19 protein-coding genes and 1 tRNA gene are annotated in these 20,962 nt (G+C 67.5%); 10 read left to right on the forward strand and 10 right to left on the reverse strand.

The annotated features are described in order from the left end of the window. Nucleotides 1-6 precede the first annotated feature (6 nt). Complete coding sequence (cca, locus tag HARCEL1_RS09715) at nucleotides 7-1,362, forward strand: CCA tRNA nucleotidyltransferase (protein WP_108382924.1); 1,356 nt, start codon at nucleotides 7-9, stop codon at nucleotides 1,360-1,362. Nucleotides 1,363-1,379: 17 nt separating this feature from the next. Here cca and HARCEL1_RS09720 read toward each other — a convergent pair whose 3' ends face one another. From HARCEL1_RS09720 to HARCEL1_RS09735, 4 genes are read right to left on the reverse strand one after another with little or no spacing between them, the layout of a single operon-like run. Then, nucleotides 1,380-2,396, reverse strand: coding sequence for a histone deacetylase family protein (locus HARCEL1_RS09720; RefSeq protein ID WP_108382927.1), 1,017 nt, complete (start codon nucleotides 2,394-2,396; stop codon nucleotides 1,380-1,382). Then, nucleotides 2,393-2,830: a histone family protein gene (locus HARCEL1_RS09725; RefSeq protein WP_108382930.1), complete on the reverse strand. Its 438-nt coding sequence runs from the start codon at nucleotides 2,828-2,830 to the stop codon at nucleotides 2,393-2,395. The genes HARCEL1_RS09720 and HARCEL1_RS09725 overlap by 4 nt, the downstream gene beginning before the upstream one ends. 60 nt (nucleotides 2,831-2,890) lie before the next feature. Then, nucleotides 2,891-4,339 carry a single-stranded DNA binding protein gene (locus HARCEL1_RS09730; protein WP_108382932.1) on the reverse strand — a complete coding sequence of 483 codons (1,449 nt, stop codon included), beginning with the start codon at nucleotides 4,337-4,339 and terminating at the stop codon, nucleotides 2,891-2,893. Nucleotides 4,340-4,396: 57 nt separating this feature from the next. Next, nucleotides 4,397-5,215 carry a DUF429 domain-containing protein gene (locus tag HARCEL1_RS09735; RefSeq protein ID WP_108382934.1) on the reverse strand — a complete coding sequence of 273 codons (819 nt, stop codon included), beginning with the start codon at nucleotides 5,213-5,215 and terminating at the stop codon, nucleotides 4,397-4,399. 83 nt (nucleotides 5,216-5,298) lie between these two features. On the opposite strand from HARCEL1_RS09735, the gene HARCEL1_RS09740 reads away from it, so the two are divergent. After that, nucleotides 5,299-5,371, forward strand: a tRNA-Arg gene (locus HARCEL1_RS09740). A 341-nt stretch (nucleotides 5,372-5,712) separates the two neighbouring features. On the opposite strand, the gene HARCEL1_RS09745 is transcribed toward HARCEL1_RS09740, so the two are convergent. After that, a complete protein-coding gene (locus HARCEL1_RS09745; protein WP_108382936.1) occupies nucleotides 5,713-6,705 on the reverse strand; it encodes a ribonucleotide-diphosphate reductase subunit beta in 993 nt (330 codons plus the stop codon). Then, complete coding sequence (locus HARCEL1_RS09750) at nucleotides 6,702-9,245, reverse strand: ribonucleoside-diphosphate reductase subunit alpha (protein WP_108382939.1); 2,544 nt, start codon at nucleotides 9,243-9,245, stop codon at nucleotides 6,702-6,704. Before HARCEL1_RS09750 ends, HARCEL1_RS09745 begins: the two co-directional genes overlap by 4 nt. Nucleotides 9,246-9,472: 227 nt before the next feature. On the opposite strand from HARCEL1_RS09750, the gene HARCEL1_RS09755 reads away from it, so the two are divergent. Further along, nucleotides 9,473-11,053, forward strand: coding sequence for a COG1361 S-layer family protein (locus tag HARCEL1_RS09755; RefSeq protein ID WP_108382941.1), 1,581 nt, complete (start codon nucleotides 9,473-9,475; stop codon nucleotides 11,051-11,053). On the opposite strand, the gene HARCEL1_RS09760 is transcribed toward HARCEL1_RS09755, so the two are convergent. Continuing rightward, on the reverse strand, nucleotides 11,050-12,240 hold the full coding sequence (locus HARCEL1_RS09760) for a hypothetical protein (RefSeq protein ID WP_108382943.1): 1,191 nt from the start codon (nucleotides 12,238-12,240) through the stop codon (nucleotides 11,050-11,052). The two genes, HARCEL1_RS09755 and HARCEL1_RS09760, sit on opposite strands and share 4 nt — an antisense overlap. Nucleotides 12,241-12,681: 441 nt before the next feature. Here HARCEL1_RS09760 and HARCEL1_RS09765 point away from each other — a divergent pair, with 441 nt between their 5' ends. Next, a complete protein-coding gene (locus HARCEL1_RS09765; RefSeq protein WP_108382945.1) occupies nucleotides 12,682-12,957 on the forward strand; it encodes a PadR family transcriptional regulator in 276 nt (91 codons plus the stop codon). A gap of 43 nt (nucleotides 12,958-13,000) precedes the next feature. Then, complete coding sequence (locus tag HARCEL1_RS09770) at nucleotides 13,001-14,113, forward strand: Gfo/Idh/MocA family protein (RefSeq protein ID WP_108382947.1); 1,113 nt, start codon at nucleotides 13,001-13,003, stop codon at nucleotides 14,111-14,113. Here the strand turns inward: HARCEL1_RS09770 and HARCEL1_RS09775 are convergent. Continuing rightward, entirely contained in the window at nucleotides 14,089-14,517 is a 429-nt protein-coding gene (locus HARCEL1_RS09775; RefSeq protein ID WP_108382949.1) for a zinc ribbon domain-containing protein, read from the reverse strand. The genes HARCEL1_RS09770 and HARCEL1_RS09775 overlap by 25 nt on opposite strands. A 101-nt stretch (nucleotides 14,518-14,618) precedes the next feature. Here HARCEL1_RS09775 and HARCEL1_RS09780 point away from each other — a divergent pair, with 101 nt between their 5' ends. Continuing rightward, nucleotides 14,619-15,392 (forward strand): fumarylacetoacetate hydrolase family protein, encoded by a 774-nt coding sequence (locus tag HARCEL1_RS09780; protein WP_108382952.1) that lies wholly within the window; start codon nucleotides 14,619-14,621, stop codon nucleotides 15,390-15,392. A gap of 92 nt (nucleotides 15,393-15,484) precedes the next feature. After that, nucleotides 15,485-17,716, forward strand: a complete 2,232-nt coding sequence (locus tag HARCEL1_RS09785) for a glycoside hydrolase family 3 N-terminal domain-containing protein (RefSeq protein ID WP_233357325.1) — start codon at nucleotides 15,485-15,487, stop codon at nucleotides 17,714-17,716. Here HARCEL1_RS09785 and HARCEL1_RS09790 read toward each other — a convergent pair. After that, nucleotides 17,710-17,928 carry an antitoxin VapB family protein gene (locus HARCEL1_RS09790; protein WP_108382955.1) on the reverse strand — a complete coding sequence of 73 codons (219 nt, stop codon included), beginning with the start codon at nucleotides 17,926-17,928 and terminating at the stop codon, nucleotides 17,710-17,712. The genes HARCEL1_RS09785 and HARCEL1_RS09790 overlap by 7 nt on opposite strands. A gap of 157 nt (nucleotides 17,929-18,085) precedes the next feature. Here HARCEL1_RS09790 and HARCEL1_RS09795 point away from each other — a divergent pair, with 157 nt between their 5' ends. Both HARCEL1_RS09795 and HARCEL1_RS09800 read left to right on the forward strand, forming a co-directional pair. Continuing rightward, nucleotides 18,086-18,316 (forward strand): AbrB/MazE/SpoVT family DNA-binding domain-containing protein, encoded by a 231-nt coding sequence (locus HARCEL1_RS09795; protein WP_108382957.1) that lies wholly within the window; start codon nucleotides 18,086-18,088, stop codon nucleotides 18,314-18,316. Next, the gene (locus tag HARCEL1_RS09800) at nucleotides 18,317-18,691 is read left to right on the forward strand and encodes a type II toxin-antitoxin system VapC family toxin (RefSeq protein WP_108382960.1); all 375 of its coding nucleotides are present in this window, start codon (nucleotides 18,317-18,319) and stop codon (nucleotides 18,689-18,691) included. 22 nt (nucleotides 18,692-18,713) lie between these two features. On the opposite strand, the gene hisS is transcribed toward HARCEL1_RS09800, so the two are convergent. Beyond that, nucleotides 18,714-20,018: a histidine--tRNA ligase gene (hisS, locus tag HARCEL1_RS09805; RefSeq protein ID WP_108382962.1), complete on the reverse strand. Its 1,305-nt coding sequence runs from the start codon at nucleotides 20,016-20,018 to the stop codon at nucleotides 18,714-18,716. A gap of 79 nt (nucleotides 20,019-20,097) precedes the next feature. On the opposite strand from hisS, the gene HARCEL1_RS09810 reads away from it, so the two are divergent. After that, nucleotides 20,098-20,916 (forward strand): aldo/keto reductase, encoded by an 819-nt coding sequence (locus HARCEL1_RS09810; RefSeq protein ID WP_108382964.1) that lies wholly within the window; start codon nucleotides 20,098-20,100, stop codon nucleotides 20,914-20,916. The last annotated feature ends 46 nt before the right edge of the window (nucleotides 20,917-20,962 follow it).

Consider the following 20,962-nt stretch of genomic DNA (forward strand, 5'->3'; position numbering starts at 1 on the left):
CGACGTATGGACGACGACGTTCGTGACGTTCTCGATACCGTTCGCGAGCGGGTGACGCCCGACCCCGACCAGCGCGAGCGGCTGGAAGCCGTCCGGGACGACATCGTCGAGCGCACGAGACGCGCCCTGGCGGAGCAAGCGGTCGACGGCGACGTCGTACTCGTCGGGTCGACGGCCCGCGGCACCTGGCTCCCGGGCGATCGCGATATCGACGTGTTCGTGCGTGTTCCGGCCGATATCGATCGAGCAGAACTGGAACGCCAGGGCCTCGCGATCGGGCGAACGGTCCTGCCCGACGGACGCGAAGAGTACGCCGAACACCCCTACGTGACCGGAACGATCGACGGGTTCGACGTCGACATCGTCCCGTGTTACGACGTGCCATCCGCCAGTGCGATCCGCTCGGCGGTCGACCGCACGCCGTTTCACACCACGTATCTGCGCGACCGACTGGACGATCGACTCGCGACCGACGTTCGCGTCTGCAAACAGTTTCTCCGTGCGATCGGCGCGTACGGGAGTGACCTCCGCACGCAGGGCTTCTCGGGATATCTGACCGAGTTGCTCGTCCTGGAGTACGACGGCGTCGACGGACTGTTCGCGGCGGCAGCAGACTGGCACCCACCCGAACGGTTCGACCCCGTCGGTCACGGCCGTTTCGAGGGGACCGATCCGCTCGTCGTAATCGACCCGACCGACCCGGAGCGCAACGTCGCGGCCGCGACGACCGCCGAGAACGTCGCGCGGTTTCAGCATTACGTCCGCCGACTGCTGGCCGATCCCGACCCCGCGCACTTCGAGGTCGCGGTCCGCGATCCGATGGATCGGTCCGCGGTGGCCGAGGCCTTCGAACGACGCGGGACGACACCGGTCGCGCTCCAGGCGCCCCGCCCCGACGTCGTCGAAGACACACTCTACCCCCAACTGGAGAAATCCCGGACGAATCTGGCCGACGAACTCGATCGTCGCGGGTTCGAACTCGTCCGCTCGATGGCCGTCGCCGACGCCGACGTGATCGCACTCATCTTCGAGGTGGCCGTCGAGAAGCGGCCCGCGGTCGAGCGCCACGTCGGCCCGCCGGTCGCGGTGCGTGAACACGCCGAGCGGTTCGTCGCGGCCTATCGCGATCGAGACGTGACGGGGCCGTTTCTCGACGGCGATCGCTACGTCGTGGAGCGCGAGCGAGAGTATCGCACCGCCGCAGCACTGCTGGACAGTGACGCGATCGCGGACGTGGGCCTCGGAAGTGACGTCGCGGCTGCGCTCTCGGATCGGTCAGTCCTGGTCGGGCCCGACCCCGTCGCCGGACTGGCCGATCGGTTCGGCGCGGAGCTCGCGGCCTACCTCGACCCGAGACCCTGACACAGCGAATCAGACACTCAACTCGGTCCCTGAACGAAGCCGACATCGCGGAGTCGATCGACGACCTGACGGGAGTGAGGGTCGGCCTCGGCGTCGATCGGGTCGGGCACATCCCCGTTACAGGCGGCGTTGATCGCGTCGACGCTGTCCGAGAGCGTCTCCAGGCCGTAGCCACCTTCGAGGACGAATCCGAGCCCGGCGTCGATCCGGCCGGCAAGATCAAGCAGGCGCGCCGCCATCCGGCCGTACCCCTCCGTCGAGACGGTCATCCGCGAGATGGGGTCGCGTCGGTGGGCGTCGAAACCCGCGCTGACGAGCACGAGATCGGGATCGAACGCCGCGATCGTCGGTTCGATCGCCGTGTCGAGCACGTGTTCGTACTCGGGGTCGCCACTGCCGGGCCGGAAGGGGACGTTCAGCGTGCGCCCGACGCCCGGGCCCGTGCCGGTCTCCGAGAGCGCGCCCGTGCCGGGGAACAGGCCCTCCTCGTGGATCGAGACGTAGAGGACGTCACCGCGGTCGTAGAAGATATCCTGGGTGCCGTTGCCGTGGTGGACGTCCCAGTCGACGATGGCGATCCGATCGGCCCGGCCCCGTCGGAGCAGCGTCTCGGCAGCGATCGCGACGTTGTTGAGAAAGCAAAACCCCATTGCGTCGTCGGTGACGGCGTGATGGCCCGGCGGCCGACCGATCGCGAAGGGTGTCGCCGGACGGTCTGGGTGGCCGAGTGCTGCGCGAGCGGCCCAGAGCGCGATGCCCGCGCTCGCGAGCGCGGCCTCGTAAGTCGCTTCGACGGCGATCGTGTCGGCGTCCCAACTGCCACCGCCGCTGGCACAGAAGTCCTCGAAGCTCGCGATGTAGCCCGGATCGTGGACGGCGGTGATCTCCGAGAGCGTCGCCGTCTCGGGGGTGGCGTACTCGACGGCCTCGGCGTCCGCGAGCGTCCGTCGGATCGCACGGATCCGGTCGGGGCTCTCGGGGTGGCGCTGACCGGTGTCGTGATCCAGACAGACCTCGCGGTGGCCAACGTTCATTCGAAGTATGCTTCGATGGCGAAGTACCGCTCGACGTCGGCTTCCGTGACGGTGCGCCGATCGGCGTGATGCGTGAGTTCGACGGCGACGCTCGCGATCCGGTCGGCTTCGCGTTCGAGTTGGGTCGCGAGCGCGACGCGCGCGTCGGCGGCCACCCGAAAGCGGTCGTCGATGTCCAATCGAGCGATGCGATCGATCGGCGCGATCGGGAGTTCCAGGCTGTCACGATCGTCCGGCTCGACCGCGAAGTCGTCGACCATCAGCGTCTTCCGCCCCTCTGCAGCGGCACGCTCGGCGGCAGCAGTGGCCAGCTTGGCACCCGACTGCTGGACGTGTCGAGTCAGTCGTTCGGTCGCCGCCGACCCCACCCGAAGATCACCCGCGTGTCGCCGGATGATCGAGTCGACGGGGGCGAACGGTAGCTCGACGCTCATACACCACAACGGGAGTGAAGCTGGCTTAAGGATTTTCACCGATCGGTACCGTCGAAGGAGCTAGAACACGTCCTCGGCGTCGATGTGATCCTCGGTGCGGGGCCCCCGAACGGTTATCTCTTCACCGAGATGGAGGTCCGCGTCGGTCGCGACCGTGACCGTCTCCTGGCCGTCGTCGAGGATCACCGGATCGCCCGTCTGGACGACCGTCCCGGTGTACTCGGTCGTCTCGGCAGCGTCAGCCGTCTCGGTGTCTGCGTCCGTCGTCGCAGTCGACCCCCCGGACTCGTCGTCGGCGTAGGCGGCGAGCGTCCCCCCGGTGTCGCTGCCCCCGCGCGTGCGAGAGGACTCTGCACTGGCGCTCGCGGTCTCGCCAGTCGACCCACCAGCGCCGGCGCTCACCGACCCGTCGAGCACCGCGACCGTCGACTGCCACCCCGCCGACGCTTCGAGGTCGTCCTGCCAGCCGTCCTGGATCTCGACGTCGCCGCAGTACAGCTTCTCGCCCGGGCCGACGTCGGTGTCGGCGTGGTCGCCCCAGAGCGCGACCCGGATGTCGCCCGACTCGTCCTGCAGGCGGACGTTTTTCACCTGGCCCTCCGAGCCGTCGTCCCGATCGAACGTGCGGATCGGGTCGGTCGAGCGGACGACACCCGCCAGATCGACGGTCGTGCCGATCTCGACGGAGTCGATCGGCGTCGCATCGGGGTCGAAGGTGACCTCCTCGTCGACGGTCTCGACCGCACCGCGGTCACCGATCTGGAGTTCGAGCCCACCGTCGCGCTCGCGGACGTACCCGTCGATCACCGCGATCGTCTCGCCCGGAGCGACCGTCTCGACGGCCGCGGTGCGATCGCCCCACAGCGTCACCCGAATGCGGCCGGTCTCGTCACCGATCGCGAGGTTCGCGACCCGGCCTTCCGAGCCGTCGTCTCGATCGAACGTGCGGACCTCCCCGACCGAGAGGACCTGTCCCTGGACGGTGACGTCGGACTGACCCATCCGCAGCGCGTCGATCGTCTCTTCGCCGTCGGGGTCGACGTCGATTTCGGTCTCCTCGTCGACCTGGGCTTTCGAGACGCTGATCTCCAGGCCGTCGTAGCCCTCTTTCGGGCGACCGCGCACCATGATCACGTCACCGACCTCGATCTCACCGTCCGCGACCGCCGTCGCGCGGCCGTCCCAGAACGCCAGTCGAACGCCGCCGGTCTCGTCGGCCGCGCGGACGTTGATCACCTGGCCCTCGCCCTCCTCGTCGTCGCGCTCGAAGGTGCGGATCTCGCCGATCGAGCAGACCTTGAGTGGCAACTCGACCTCGTCCATGCCCGCTTCGAGGTCCGCGACCGCCTCGACTTCGCCGTCTTCGAGTTCGTGGGCGACCAACATCGCCGCCGTGCGCTCGTCCGCGAGCCCACCCATCTGCTCGACTTTGGCCTCGACGGCCTCCCGAAAGTCCTCTTCGGAGACCTCTGCGTCGAGATCTGCGTGGACCTCTTCGATCGCTCCCATCGTTGTCAGTCGCACGTGCGCGGGTCGCTTCAGCGTGCCGGTTCGGTCATCGCGTGTTCACTGCGCCAGATCGAACGGTTCGGCCCGCCGGTACGCGATCGCCATCGGGAGGCCGCGGTCGTCGCGCGGCAGGTCATCCGTCGATTCAGCGGACGCATCGCGCGATGGCAGTCGGTGAAATTCGTCGTCGGGCGCGCACGCGACGATCGCCAGCGCGAGCGCGTCGAGCAGGTCGTCCAGTCCGGCGTCGTGGCCCTCGGCCGCCAACTCGCGTGCGAGACGCCGCCAGGGCACCTCGTCGCGGACGGTCCCGAGGCGGTCGAGACGCTCGGCGACGCCCGGCGCGGTGTGTTTCGAGTGGTCGAGTGGGCCCTCGTCGAACGCGCGAAAGGCGACCTCTGGGTGGCCCTCGATCAGCACCGATGGATCGGCCGTGTCGCGAAGCAACTCGTCGACCTCCCCGATCACGTCAGCGATCGATGCCGCCTGGATCGAGAGGCCCTTGCCGGTCGCCAGTTCATTGAGTCGGGAGAGCGTGGCATGACCAGCGTCAGTCTCGGCGGCCGCCCGAACGGTCGGTCGCGCAGGTGGCGTGAACACCGACGCCGATCGTGAGTCGACGACCTCGCGGGCGCGGCCGTCGCACTCCCGTTCCAGATCGCCGTCCACGATCGACCCCGCCGGATCGTCGGCTGCCAGATCGCCGACCAGTCCGATCGGCACGTCGACGACGATCCGCTCGGCATCCGCATGGTCGTCCCACAGGTCGTCGATCGAGTCGTACGGATAGGCCTCGATGCGGTCGGCGGTGATCCCCACCGCAAGCCACGTGTCGCCGTCTCGGTCCACCCCGACGTGCGTCCAATCGCGAACCATGACGACGCGTCGTCGGGCAAGGACATCAACCAGCCGTCGTGGATCGAAACCCCTATTGCCGCGTCCCCGATTGGTTAGGATGAGTCCTGATAGGGTAGTGGACTATCCTCTTGGCTTGCGGAGCCAGGGACCGGAGTTCAAATCTCCGTCAGGACGTTTCTGCCGGCCCAAACTGCCGAGCGATAGCGAGGCGTGCAGCGTCGGCAGAAACGTCCGCGGAGATTTGAGCAGACGAGTCACAGCCCGGGAAGCGACCGCAGGGAGCGACCCGGAATGTCTCGGCGAGTTCAAATCTCCGTCAGGACGTTCACTCGGTTCCTGCGGAACCTCGTTCACGACCTGACGTGCCCGCGCTCACTGGGCTCGCGGTTGCACCGCTCGCCGCTCCGAGGCCCCCACTTCGTTCGGGCCTCGCTACCCTTCGCGCGGACTCCGTCAGGACTCCAGTCCATTGCAGGGTTTATCTCAGTACCTCAGCAACCACGGCGACCCTCAGCCTACCACTCCAGCGACCCGCCGCTGCGGTATTCGGTGACCTGCGTCTCGAAGAAGTTCTTCTCCTTGTTGAGATCGGCCTGTTCGGACATCCAGGGGAACGGGTTCTGGGTGCCGTACTGCTCTGGCAGATCGAGTTGTCCCAGCCGGCGATCCGCGACGTACTCGACGTACTCGACGAACGAATCGGCGTCCATGCCGGGCACGTCGGGCGGGCAGGCCTCGCGGGCGTAGATCGCCTCCAGGTCGACCGCCTCGCGAACGAGTTCGAGGACCTCCTCACCGAACGCCTCGGTCCAGGCCTCGGGATGCTCGCGGCGGATCGCGTCGATCAGATCGACGCCGAAGCCCACGTGCAGCGACTCGTCGCGCATGATGTACTCGAACTGCTGGCCCAGGCCCGGCATGCGGTTGCGCCGCTTCAGGTTGAGGATCATCGCGAAGCCCGCGTAGAAGAAAATGCCCTCCATCACGACGTAAAAGCCGACGAGATCGCGGAGGAGTGCGCGCACGTCGGACGCGTCGTCGATCGAAAAGCCGTCGTGGTCGATCGACTGGGTGAGATCGACGACGAACTGGTCTTTCTCCTCGATCGAGGGCACGCGGTCGTACATACCGTAGAGGTGGTCCGGGTCGAATCCGAGGGTGTCACAGCAGTAGATGAACGTGTCGGTGTGGATGGCCTCCTCGTAGGCCTGCCGGAGGAGATACTGGCGACACTCCGGCGCGGTGACGTACTCGTAGAGTGCGAGCACGATGTTGTTCGCGGTGAGCGATTCCGCCGTCGAGAAAAAGCCCAGCGTGTACTCGATGAGGCGGCGCTCGCCGTCGGTCAACTCGTCGCCGTCCCACTGGCTGACGTCGTCTTGCATGGGGATCTCGCTGGGCACCCAGTTGTTGTCCACGCCGTCGGTGTAGTACTCGCGGGCCCAGTCGTACTCGATCGGGAGGATCTTGTTCGGGTCGTGTTCGGCGTCGGTGTCGAGGATCATTATTGGCAGGCGTCACAGGTCGGATCGGTGAGGCGAGCAAGCTCCTCGCTCGCGTCGTCGGTCGTCGAATCGTTCGCTTCGTCGGTCGAGGCGTTCGATGCGTTCGATTCGCCGGTCGAGTCCTGGCCGTCAGTCGAGTCCGTGTCCGCGCCTCCGCCGGGAGCGCCGATCGGAGATCCCGCGTCTGCCGACGACGGCGCGTCCTCGGCGTCCGAGCGACGCTGGGTGCGGCCGTACTCCGAGAGGTCGAGCGTGGATTTCTCGATCTGGGAGGCCCCGAGCGTGCGGAGGTAGTAGGTCGTCTTCAGGCCCAGACGCCAGGCCGTCCGATAGATCGAATCCAGGGCCTGCCCATCGGTCCCGGGGAAGAAGACGTTGTGCGAGACCGACTGGTCGATCCACGTGCCGCGATGGGCGGTCAGGCGCAACTGGTGGCGCGGATCGATCTCGAAGGCGCTCCGATGTCGCTCGCGGATCGACTCCGGAATCGCGGCGATCGACTGGATCGCGCCGTCGTGATAGAGGATCTGCTCGCGGATCTCGTCGGTCCACAGGTCTGCCTCGCGCAGATCCGCGACGAGGTGCTCGTTGATCACGGTGAACTCCCCGGACATGTTGGACTTGACGTACAGGTTCGAGTACCGGGGCTCGATCGACGGCGTCGTCCCGTTGATCGTCGAGACCGTCGCGGTCGGTGCGATCGCCATCGTGTTGGAGTTGCGCATGCCGTGCTCGGCGACGTGGGCGCGGACCCGCTCCCAGTCCAGAGTCTCCTCGCGGTCGGTCGGCACCTCGCGCCCGCGCTCGGCTTCGAGTCGATCGACAGTGTCCTGGGGGAAGACCCCGCGATCCCACTTGCTGCCCTCGTAGGACGGATGGGGCTCGCGTTCGGCGGCCAGACGGGAACTCCCCAAGATGGCGTGATAGGCGACGAACTCCTGCCAGCGGTTGGCGTACTCGATCGCCTCCTCGGTGGCCATCCCGACGCCACAGGCCGTGAGTGCGTCGTGAAAGCCCATCGTCCCCAGGCCGATCGGACGGTGGCGCATGTTCGAGCGCTCGGCGTCGTCGGTCGGATAATAGCACAGATCGACGACGTTGTCGAGCATGCGCATCGCGGTCTCGATGGTGTCGGCGAGTCGGTCGCGGTCGAGACGCCCGTCGGCGACGTGGGTGGCGAGGTTGACCGAGCCCAGATTGCAGACGGCCTCCTCGTCGGGCCCCGTGTTGAGCGTGATCTCCGTACAGAGATTCGAGGAGCGGACCGTCCCGACGTGGTCCTGTGGGCTGCGAATATTACAGGGGTCTTTGAACGTGATCCAGGGGTGGCCGGTCTCGAACAGGCGCGTGAGCATCGTCCGCCACAACTCGCGGGCGGGGAGGGTATCCGACTGGCGCAACTCGCCCGCCGCGGCCTGGCGTTCGTATTCTCGGTATTTCTCGGCGAACTCCTCGCCGACCGCCTCGTGGAGGTCGGGCACCTCGTCGGGACTGAACAGCGTCCACTCCTCGTCGTCAGCGACCCGCTCCATGAACAGGTCGGGCACCCACGCGGCGGTGTTCATGTCGGGCGTGCGGCGGCGCTCGTCGCCCGTCGCCCGCTTCAGGTCCAGAAAGTCCGGGAAATCGAGATGCCAGGCCGCGAGATACGCACACGCCGCCCCGCGGCGCTTGCCCGAGCGGTTGATCGCGGCGGTGACGTCGTTCGAGATCCGCAAAAAGGGGACGATCCCGGTCGATTCGACGCCCGTCGATTCGATGAGCGACCCCGACGCGCGGACCGGCGTCCAGTCGTTGCCCAGCCCACCGGAGTATTTCGAGAGCTGGGCGTGATGTTTGTACGCGTCGAAGATCCCCGCCAGATCGTCCGGGACGGTCGTCAGATAACACGACGACAACTGGGGCGTGGTCGTCCCGCTGTGGAACAGCGTCGGTGTCGAGGGGGTGAATTCGAGCGTGGAGAGCACCTCGTAGAACTCCAGGGCGCGGGCAGTGGGATCGGACTCCTCGATGGCGAGCCCCATCGCGACGCGCATCCAGAACGTCTGGGGCAACTCGAAGGGGGTCGCGTCGGGGCCCGTCCGGAGGAGATAGCGCTGGCGGAGCGTCTCGACGGCCATGTAGCCCAACTGGTCGTCGCGGGCGGGCCGGAGCGCGCCGGCCAACCGATCGAGGTCGAACCGCGCGGCGAGCGCGGGGTCGAGGCGGTCGGCAGCGATCCCCCGGTCGATGCCGTCGTGGAACTGCTGGCGATAGACCGCAGGGCGTTCCTCCGGAGCGGGATCCGTGCCCGTCACGCGGTAGAGAAGACGGCGTCGGAGGAGCGCACTCGCGAGGCGGTCGAACTCGGGATCGCAGTCGATGCGATTCGAGGCGACGCGCGCAGTCGTTTCGAGCCGATCGGCCAGATCGGGATCGGGCCCGAGTTCGCGCTCGGCCGCGCTGGCGAGGCCGTCGAGCCTGTCGTCGAGGTCGACGCCCGTCTCGCGAGCGGCCCGGTCGAGGATCGATCGAAGCGTCGTGGGTGGCGATGTCTGACTCATGTGTTCCGTGGCGCGATCGTGTCAGATCGGCGGCGGACGGCCGATCTCATCGAAACCCCGGATATCGGGGGTCGATCGTCGCCCCAGGATGGCTCCGGAACGCGGACCCCATAAAGTTTCCCAACAAGATTGATGTTGTCCAATATGAGTTGTTTTCGATCGGCCGCCCCACGCTCCGCGGTCAGTACATATACAATCCTGCGACCACAATCAAAGGACAGAATCCAATGCGCCGTCTCACGCAGGTCTCGCTGGCCGTTCTCTCAGTCGTGTTCCTCGTCGGCGTCGCGAGCGCCGCCTCGGTGATCGGGAGTCCCTCGCTCGTGGCGACGATCGACGACCGCTCGGTCGCGCCCGGCGCAGACACCGCGATCAACGTCAGCCTGACCAACCAGGGAGAGGTCGACACCGCACCGACCTCTGCGAGTTCGCTCGCCCAGCGCGTGACCACCGCGCGGGCCGTCCGGGTCCAGTTGAACTCCGCGGACGCACCGCTCACCGTCCACACCGACCGGCGGACGCTGGGATCGCTCCCCGAGGGCCAATCCGCCCCGCTGCCCTTTTTCGTCTCGGTCGACGACGACGCCGAGCCAGGCACCTACGAGATGAACGTCCGCGTCTGGTACCGCTACACCGAGGAAATCTCGCTCGACACTGGAAACTACCACGAGACCGACCGGTTCCGGTCACTAGACGTGAAAATCCGGGTCGAGGAGGAGCCACGATTCCGGATCGAGAACGTCACTGGGACGGTCCCCGAAGGCTCGACGGACGACGTCACGGTCGCGATCACGAACACGGGCGGGACCGCCGCCTCGGACGCCTCGCTATCGTTGCAGTCGAGTGGCGATTTGACCCTCGGTCGGTCCGCCCAGACGACCCGTCACGTCGGGGCCTGGCCGGCGGGTGAGACCCGCGAATTCAACGTGACCATGGGAGCCAGTCCGGACACCTCGGGCACCGCTTCGGTGACCGCCCGTGTCAGCTACGAGGATATCGACGGCATCCCCGGCCAGTCCGACCGGCTCTCGATCCCGGTCGACGTGACGCCCGATCGGCGGTTCTCGATCGAGAACGTCACGAGCAGTCTCGAAGTCGGCGCAGAGGGGACGATCAGCGGCGAGGTCAGAAACACCGGCGATCGGCGCGTCCAGAACGTCCAACTGGCCCTCCCGATCGAGTCGGCCACGGTGACGCCCGTCGACGCGACCGCGGCGGTGGGCGATCTGGCACCCGGTGAGCGCGCCGACTTCGAGTTCCGTGTATCGGTGAGCGAGGACGGATCGGCCGGGCCCCGGCAGTTCACGATCCAGCCCAGCTATCGCACCGTCGCGGGCAACCAGCGCGCCGGACAGTCCGCCGTCGTGCGCGTCCCCATCGAGGACAGCGTCGATCGGTTCGCCGTCGAGACGAGCGACGCGACCGTCGAAGAAGGCGACTCGACGCGCGTCACGCTCAGCGTGACGAACACCGGCTCCGACCCCGTGCGTCGGGTCTCCGCACAGCTGTTTGCCGACAGCCCGATCTCGACGACCGACAAGCGCGCCTACGTCGACACGCTCGCTCCGGGCGACACCGAGGAGTTGACCTTCGGCATCGCCGCCGAGGGCGCGCTCCCGAAGGCGTACCCACTGTCGGTCGACTTCGAGTACGAGAACAGTGACGGCGACACCGAACTCTCCGATACTTACTCGGTGGCGGTCCAGGTGACCGAACCGGCGGAGAACGGCGCACCGATTTTCGCACTCATCGCCGTCGTCGGCCTTCTCGGTGCCGTCCTCGCCGGCCTCTATCTCTGGCGGCGCTAGCGATCGAGGGCGTCGAAGCCTGGCAGGACGGACGGATCGCCGCGCCGGTCGATGTATTCGATCGCGATGCCCGTCAGCGGCGACTCGGCGGTCTCGGCGTGCTCGCGCGCGCAGTCGAGGTACGCCTCGACCACGTCGAGGATGGACCGACACGCCGACCGGTCGGTCTCCCGAAGCACGTACTCGGCAGTCACCGGCGTCAACTGCCCCGCCTGGCGATCGACGCGGTAGTCGTCGAGGTCGTCGAGCCAGATCTGCGCGCCGACGATCGCGAGCACGACGGCCCGCTCGAACGACACAGAGAGCTCCACACCCGTCGCCCGATACATGTCGATCATCGCCTCGTAGATCACCCCCACGCGGGCGTACTGGCTGTGGAGATAGGGGAGATCGGGACTTGCCCGCAGAAAGTCGCGATCTGGATCGGTCGCGTCGCGATACTCGTCTTCGATGGCCTCGCGCGCTCCGGGCACGCCATCCGTCGCCGCTCGATAGTGGGCCCGGAACGCGCGATCGCGATCCTGATGGGTCTCGCTGTACGCGACCGCGTCGTCGTAGGGCGCGCGGATCGCGTCGGGCAGGCGATCGAACTGTTCGTCGAGGTCGTCAGCGAGCGCTCGCTGGGCGGCCCGGGCGGCCCGTTCGCGGTCCACCTGTTCCCCGTCGACGCTGACCTCGAAGTCCTCGAACTCCCTGTCGTTGATCGCGTCGCGCATGTCGCCGTCGAGCAGCGCCTGGACGACCAGCCGTGTCACGCGCTCGCCGTAGGCGACCAGCGTCTCGGGATCGAGATCTCGATCTCCGTCGAAGGCATCTATCGTCCAGGGATCGTCCGGGGGCCCGTCGGCCCACGGACCGGAATCGACCGGATCGCCGTCTGCGCGCTCGCGGGCGAGTCGGTAGACCCGGCCGAGAGCGAGTTGTGCAGGCAAGAGGAGCTTCGTGTCGTAGGCGAACGAGACGGCTCGGGGATCGGCGTCGAAGGCGTCTGCGATCGCGGCCTCGGCGACCCCGAACGCCGCTGCGACCATGCGATCGGTCCGCCGGTCGACGAGGCGTTTCAGACGGAGACTCCCGAGGTCGACGTCGCCGGTCGTCGCCGTGTACCCGGCCGCCGCCTGGACCGCAGTGGGCAGCGCCGATCGGTTCGCGACCCAGGCGGCGAGACGGCGGCGCTGGCTGACCATGTCACCCTGAGGGGAGTGGGGGCGGCGGTTTCAGGGTTCCGTCCGACGGAGGCGATAGATTTAACCATTTTCAGTGGGAAATCACGCCCGGCGCTTCGTCTGGAGGGCCGAAGCGTCAGCGGGGACCAACTCAGGGCGGCACGCGTCCACGGAGTTTCCTCCGTGGCGTGCTTTTTCGCTGGACGGAACGGGGTCCGGAGCCACGGCCAGGGTTGACCGATCGGACCCATCGATCCGGCAATCCGGACCCATCGATCCGGCAATCCGAGCCCATCGATCTGACATGCCACCCGACACCCCGGGCCGAGCGTCAGATCAATCGCGTTATCCACCGCAAATTGAGCGACCGATTCACTCGCGAAGACGGTGGTCACCGGCAGTACACCGAATCTTCGACATATTTATACTATCCGGTGAACAAACGTCGAATGGACATAACCGATGTACGACCTGACAGGATTTCAGCGCGACCTGCTGTACACGATCGCAGGCAAAGACGAACCGCACGGACTGGCGATCAAAGACGAACTCGAAGGCTACTACGAGAAGGAGATCCACCACGGACGGCTCTATCCCAACCTCGACACACTCGTGGACAAAGGGCTGGTCGAGAAAGGCCAGCGCGACCGACGAACCAACTACTACAGTCTGACCCGGCGTGGCACCCGCGAAATCGAGGCCCGCCGCGAGTGGGAAGACCAGTACGTCGACCTCTGAACGGGCCCGGAAAGACTATTGGGGCGTCGCGTGACCTGCTGGTGTGTCACTCACCGTTGGCTTTCTCGGGGCCGGGTTCATGGGCCGCGCCCACACCCACGCCCTCACACGACTGCCGCTGACCGACGACCGACGGGTCGAGCGGGCGATACTGCTCGGGCGTGACGCCGATCGGACGGCCGCGGCCGCCGAGCACCTCGGATTCGATCGCGCGACGACCGACCGCGCGGAGGCGGTCACCGCGTGTGACGTGTTCTACGTCCTCGGGCCGAACGACGTCCACGCCGAGGCGTCGGTCGCGGCGCTGGACGCGGGCTGTGACGTTCTCTGTGAGAAACCGCTCGCGCGCTCGGCCACAGAAGCCGATCGGATGGTCGCCGCGGCCGAGGACAGCGACGCCGTCACCGCAACGGGGTTCAACTACCGGTGGGTGCCCGCGCTCCGATATGCCCGAGAACTGATCGGGTCCGGCGAGATCGGGACGGTCCGACGGTTTCGTGGCCGCTACCTCCAGAACTGGCTGCTCGATCCCGACGCCCCCTGGTCGTGGCGGTGTTCGGCCGACCGGGCGGGCAGCGGCGCGCTGGGCGATCTGGGCGCGCACGTGATCGATCTGGCGCGCTGGCTGGTCGGTGAGATCGCAGTCGTCGACGGCGAGACGACCACCCACGTCGACCATCGGCCCGCCCCCGGCGGAACCGACCAGCGACCGGTGACCGTCGACGATCACGTCAGCGCCGAGTTGGCCTTCGAGGACGGCGCGACCGGCCAGATCGAGTGCTCACGGGTCGAACCGGGCCGGGCGAACGATCTGACGGTCGAAATCGTCGGCTCCGAGGGCTCGATCCGGTTCTCGCTCCCGCGGCTGAACGAACTCGAACTCGTCGACGCCGACGAGTCGGGCGTACGCCGTGTCGACGTCACCGGCCCCGACACACCGGGCGGCGAGCGATGGTGGCCGCCGGGGCACGTCCTGGGCTGGGACCACACGTTCGTCGCCGAGAACGCCGCCTTTCTCGACGCGGTCAGCGAGCGCGAGGGCTACACGCCCGATTTCGCCACCGGGCGGGCCGTCCAGCGCGTCCTCGACGCGATCCAGGCGAGCGCGAAGGCCGGCGAGCGCCGCTCGGTTCACTCCGAGAGTCGGCGGGACTGAGCCAGGAGGTCGTCGGCGGTCGGCCCGTCGATCTCGGAGAGCCAGTCGAGCGCGACGAGCAGCCCCCGAATCTCGGGATCGAGATCGTCGGCCCGATCGGCATCGCGCGCGGCGGCCAGCGCGCCCGCGGGATCGATCGGTGCGAGGCGGTCGCGCTGATCGCCAAGCCCGTCGAGCGCGGCCAGGTCGGCGAGCGCAGCGCGGAGATCGCCCTGAAACTGGTCGGTCGGCGCGTCGTCGGGATCGACACTGCGCGCGCCGTGAGCGATCCCGGTACAGTACTGCCGGCTGACCGGGTGGAGCCAGCCACGGTCGTGCTCGTCGGCGGTGCGATCGGGCTCCCCACACCGGGTGCAGAAGCCGGCCGCGGCGTCGAGCGTGGCCCCACAGTACGGACAGTCCATGTCGGGCCTGAGAGTGCCGGCGACAAATACGTGCGGTCGTCGAGCCCGCCCCGCGGCACGGTTCAACAATGTTTATGCCCGAACGGACGGGATGAAGGGGCATGAAGCGGGTCCGGTTCCGGGACGACGCGGGGAACGTCCGGGGTGGACGATGGACGACGATCGACGGCGACCCCGCCGTGACGAGCGCCGCCGACCCCGTCGGAGACGGGAGTTTCGACGACGACACCTATCGACTCGACGAAGTCGAAGTGCTCCCGCCCTCCCACCCGACGAAGATCGTCTGCGTCGGCCTGAACTACCGGGATCACGCCGCCGAACAGGGGAAATCGGTGCCCGACCGGCCCATGCTGTTTTTGAAGACGCCGAACACCATCCGTGGCCACGGCGCGACGGTGACACTCCCGAAAGGGAAATCTCGTGTCGACCACGAGGCCGAGCTCGCAGTCGTCATCGGACAGCGCTGCCGGAACGTCGACCGCGAGAACGCCGAGGACGTGATCGCGGGGTTCACCTGCATGAACGACCTCTCGAATCGCGACGACCAGCAGCGCGAGCAAAACTGGGTGCGCGCGAAGGCGTTCGACGGCGCCGCCCCGCTCGGCCCGCTGATCGCCACGCCCGATCACGTGCCACGGGACGCGACCGTCGAGTGTCGTGTCAACGGCGAACTCCGCCAGCAGTCCTCCCGAGAGGAGTTCATCTTCTCGATTCCCGAACTTATCGAAGAGATCACCGCGTACATGACCCTCGAACCGGGCGACGTGATCTCGACCGGGACGCCCGCGGGCGTCGGCCCGCTCGAAGACGGCGATCGCGTCGAGATTACCGTCGAAGGTATCGGGACGCTCGCGAACGACGTCGAATCGGCCTGAGTGTCGTGTCCGAGCCGACACCACACGGAGTGACGGGCAGGTCCCCGACGACACGGAAGGACTCTTTAGTCCGAATAGCGTTGTGATATCATATGAACGATCTTCCACCCTACCGAGAGTCGTCCCGACCGATCGACGATCGCGTCGCCGACCTCCGCGACCGAATGACCACGCGCGAGAAGGTCGGCCAGCTCGTCGGCACGTACGTCGGCACGATGTGGACCCACAAGGGCCCCGACGACGTGGCCGACGAAATCCGGGAGTACGGCGTCGGCTCCGCCGTCCCGTTCGGCGTGTCGGCCGCCGACACGGCCGATCCACTCGCGGCCGCCGAACTCGCGAACGAGCTTCAGGAGGTCGCGATCGAGGAGACGCGCCTCGGAATCCCCCTCGTGATCCCCGTCGACGCCACCCACGGCCACGCATACGTCCTCGAATCGACCGTCCTGCCCCACGGCCTCGGCATGGGCGCGACTCGCCGGCCCGCGTTGGCGCGAGCGGGCGCGAGCGTGACCGCCAGCGAGTGTCGCGCGACCGGTGCATCGGTCGCCTACAGCCCGACCGCCGACATCGCCGCGGACCAGCGCTGGGGGCGCGCATTCGAGACGTTCGGCGAGACGGCCACGCTCGCGGGGGCGTTCGCCCGCGCGAAAGTCGAAGGGCTGCAAGGCGGGAGGGTCGACGAGGACGATAGCCACCAAGAGGGCCTCACCAAGGGTGTCGCCGCCTGCGTGAAGCACTTCCCCGCGTACGGCCAGCCCGTCGGCGGCGAGGACGCCGCCCCGGTCGACGTCAGCGAGACGACCCTGCGCGAGCGGTTCCTCCCACCGTTCGAGGACGTCATGGCGGCCGCCCCCGCCGTGATGATGCCGTGTTACAACGCCGTCGGGGTCGAGCCAGCGCATTCCTCCACATGGATGCTCGAGGACCTCTTGCGTGGCGAGTTGGGCTTCGACGGCGCGGTGTTCTCGGACTGGGGCGCGATCCGGATGCTCGACGAGGACCACCACGTCGCTCGCGATCACCGCGAGGCGACGTATCTCGCGCGGCAGGCGGGCGTGGACAGCGCCTCGGTCGACGGGCCGACCCACGCCGAGTCGCTGCTCGACCTCCTGGAGGCGGGCGAACTGTCCGAACAGCGCCTCGATCGACAGGTCGAGCGCATCCTCGCACTGAAATTCGAGCTCGGACTGTTCGAGGACCCCTACGTCGAGGCCGACCGGGTGCGCGATCAGTTGTTCACCGACGAGCACCGCGCGACTGCGCTGGAGGCGGCCCGCGATTCGATGACGCTGCTGGACAACGACGGGGTGCTCCCACTCGATGCGAGTGACGACGTCCTCGTGACCGGCCCGAACGCCGACTCGCTGGTCGGGCAGTGTGGCGGGTGGACCTGGCCCGACGAGGACGGCCTCGCGGGCACGACCGTCCGTGAGGGCCTCGACGATGCCCTCGACGGCGATCTGGTGTACGAGCCCGGTGCGGACTACACCGCCGAGCGCGACCTGGAGGCGGTCGAAACAGCGGCCCGCGACGCCGACGCCGCGGTCGCGGTCGTCGGCGAGGGCTGGTACATCCACGAGTTCGGCGGCGACGGCTCTGGCGACGCCGAGGCCTGGCCCCGACGGGACGACCTCTCGCTCCCACCGGCCCAGCGCCGCCTGCTCGACACGCTGTTCGAGACACCGACTCCGACGGCAGTCGTGCTCGTCTCCGGACGCCCGCTCGCGGTCACCGAGGCCGCCGAGCGCGCCGACGCGGTCCTGATGGCGTACTATCCCGGATCGACGGGTGGGACGGCGGTCGCCGAGACGCTACTGGGCGACGTGAACCCCGGCGGCGCGCTCCCGGTGTCGGTCCCCCGGTCGGCGAGTCGCGTGCCCGAGCGCATCGAGGATCGCCCGCACCCGACGCCGATCGGGAGCGAGCACCACCTCGACAGCTACGATCCCCTGTATCCCTTCGGCCACGGCGAGAGCTACACCGACTTCGAGGTCGGCGCGCCCGAGGCCCCCGCGACGGTCCGGCCCGGCGAGCGGGTGACTGTCGAGGTGCCGGTCGAAAACGTCGGGGATCGCGCGGGCGAGCGCGTCGTCGACGTGTTCGTCCGCGATCGGGTGAGTTCGGTCGTCACACCACGCCACGAACACGTCGGCTTCGATCGCGTCGCGGTCGATCCCGGCGAGACCGAGACCGCGACGGTGGAGTTCGCGGCGTCCGAGCTATCGGTCCAGGACGGGCGCGAGCGACGGATCGAACCCGGCGCATTCGAGGTCATCGTGGGCGAGGAGTCGGCGACGATCGAACTGGAGAGCGACTACTGAGAAGGCCTGTCGAGTTCCGATCGAATCGACTCGCGGGCCGCGCGGGCGTGCTCGGGCACCTCGGAATCGGCCCACAGTCCGGCCCCGGAGTCGATGGCCTCGCGGCGGTGATCGAGGAGCCGATCGACGCAGTCGTCGATGGTTTCGTCGTCGGCTTTCAGCCCGGTGAGCGCGGCATACGTGTCCTCACCGTGTTGAACAGTCAGGCTCATAGCAAACAATTGCATTCGTAATTTGAAATGTGGTCGGCCGATCTGGTGAGAAACAGATCCATGCGAGTGAACGCCGAGTAGATCGATGACAAAAAATCGTCTCCAGACACTCATCGATAGTGGGAATATATTTGAGTCTCCCCGGATTAGCTGACGTATGGGTTCGACCAGCCTCGACGACCGGGGGCGCTTGACGCTCCCGAAGGAACTCCGCGAGCGGTATGGCGATCGATACTACGCCATCGACATCGATGACGGCGTCAAGCTCGTCCCCGTCGCGGAGGATCCGCTGGCGGCGCTCCGCGACGAGTTCGCTGACGTCGACAAGAGTGCCGACGAGCTTCGAGACGGGGCCCGGACCGCGATGCTCGACGAGGCTGGCGAATAGATGTACGCAGAGACCGACTTCCTTCTCGCCCTGATCAAAGACGACGACTGGCTGGGCGACGCCGCCGAGGCAGTCTACGAGGCCCACGCCGACGACCTGTGGACCTCACAGTTCACGCTCGCCGAACTGTTGATGGTTGCCTATCGGGAGGATCGGGATGTCGAACGCGTCGTCACGAACGCCACCTCGCTGGTCACCGTTCGCGGCGACGAAACGGCGATCGTCGCGGCGGCAACACACGTCAAGGAGTACGGACTGACACCGTTCGATGCGATCCACCTGGTGATGGCCGACGGTGATCGGATCGTCTCCAGTGACGACAGCTACGACGGCCTGATTCCGCGGCGTGATCTTCGAGAGTATCGACCCGAGTGAGCCGTAAACTGAAAGCGACCGCTCAGGCGAAATCGTCGAACGTCGGCCGGTCGTGCGCGCCAGGGAACGCCTCGACGGGCACCTGGGTCTGATCGCCCGAAGCCATGTCCTTGATCGTCACCTCGTCGTTCGCGAGGTCCTGCTCGCCGACGATGACGACCGTCTCGCTGTTGATCGAGTCGGCGTAGTCGAGTTGCCCCCCAAAGCCGCGATCCGAGAGGTCGGTCTCGACGACGTGGCCCCGCTCGCGCAGATCGCGGGCGATCCGGGCCGCGACCGGACGGGTGTCGCCGACCTGGAGGACATAATAGTCGGTCGCGATCGATTCCTCGGGCCAGACGCCCGCGCGCTGACAGAGCAGGCCGAGCGTGGCGTGGCCGGGCGCGACGCCGACCGCCGGGGTGGGTGGGCCGCCGAACGATTCGATCAGGTCGTCGTAGCGGCCGCCGCCGAACACCGCCCGGGAGACCTCGCCCGTCGAGTCGAAACACTCGAAGACGACACCCGTGTAGTAATCCAGGCCGCGGGCAGTCGTCAGCGAGAGGTTACACTGTTCGGAGACGCCGAGATCCGCCGCAGCATCGAGGACGGCCTCCAGATTGTCGAGCGCCGCGTCGAGCGTCTCGCTGGTGGCGAACTCCCGGACTGCGCCGAGGTCGTCGGTGCCGGCGACGAGCACCTCGTCGAACTGCCGGGCCTGGTCGATACCGAGGCCCGCGTCGACCAGCATATCGATGTAGGCTGCCTCCTCGACTTTCGCGCGCTTGTCGACCGCCCGGATCGCCGCGCGACGGTCGACGTCGGCCTCGAAGGTGTCGAGCAGCGCGCCCAGCACGTCCCGATGGGAGACCCGAAACTCGAAGTCCTCGCCCGTCAGCCCGAGCGCGTCGAGCGCGTCGGCGGCGACCGCGAGCACCTCGGCGTCAGCGATCGGTTCGCGCGACCCGAAGACGTCGATATTCGTCTGGTAGAACTCCCGAAAGCGGCCCTGCTGGACCTGTTCGTACCGCCAGAACGGCCGCGTCGACACCCACTTGATCGGCTTCGACAGGGCCTGCTGGCGCGCGACGACCATGCGCGCGACCGTCGGGGTGAGTTCGGGCGTGAGCGCCACGTCACGGCCGCCCTTGTCCTCGAAGCTGTACAGTTCCTCTAAGATCTCCTCGCCGGACTTGTCGGCGTACATCGCGGCGTCTTCGAGTGCGGGCGTGCCGATCTCGCGGAAGCCATAGCGCTGCGCGGCGTCCTCGACGGTGTCGATGACCTCGCGGCGGGCGGCCATCTCGGGCGGGTAGAAGTCACGAAAGCCCTTGATGCGGTCGTACATACGCCGGATTCGGGCAGCGGGCGTTTGAAACTGTCCGTTCGGGCGGAGCTATATGCCGTGGGCGGTCCTATCCATGAGCATGGAGTTCGAAACCGCCGCCGGGCACGAGGTCCCGAAACTCGGGCTCGGCACCTGGCAGATGGATCCCGCGGTCGCACGCGAGACGGTCCAGACCGCCCTCGATCTGGGCTATCGTCACGTCGATACCGCCCAGGCCTACGGCAATGAGGCCGCCGTCGGGGCCGCACTGCGCGAGTCGCCCGTCGATCGCGAGGAGGTCTTTCTCACGACGAAAGTCCACGGGATGCGCCGGTCGTTCGATTCGATCGTCGCCTCAGCGCGTGACAGTCTCGACCGCCTCGGCGTCGAACAGGTCGATCTCCTCCTCATTCACTGGCCGAACCCGCTGGCCGACCTGGAGACCGTGATCGCCGCTCTGGAGGAGGCCCGCGAACGAGGCTGGACGCGGTCGATCGGCGTCTCGAACTTCGGGCGCGATCGCCTCGCTCGCGCCCGACGGCTGGCCGACGGCGAGATTCTGACCGACCAGGTCCTCTTTCACCCGTGGTGGCCCCAGCGGGAGTTGCTCTCCTACTGTCAGGACGAGGACGTCATCCTGACCGCCTACAGCCCACTCGCGAACGGCGGTGCGATCGACGATAGGGTGCTCGCGGCGGTCGGCAAGCGCCACGAGAAAACGGCCGTCCAGACCGCACTCCGGTGGGTCACCCAGCACGAAAACGTCGTCACGATCCCGATGTCGACGAGTCGGAACCACCTCGCGGAGAACCTCGATATCTTCGATTTCCGCCTCTCACAGGCCGAACACGACCGCATCACGCGCCCGTCGTACTACAAAACGGGCGTGACGATGGCGCGTGGCATGCTCGGGCTGTGACCCATCCGGTTCTAGAGTGGGATCTGGCCCACCGGCCGAGCGACCG

Source organism: Halococcoides cellulosivorans, assembly GCF_003058365.1.
Lineage (GTDB): Archaea > Halobacteriota > Halobacteria > Halobacteriales > Haloarculaceae > Halococcoides > Halococcoides cellulosivorans.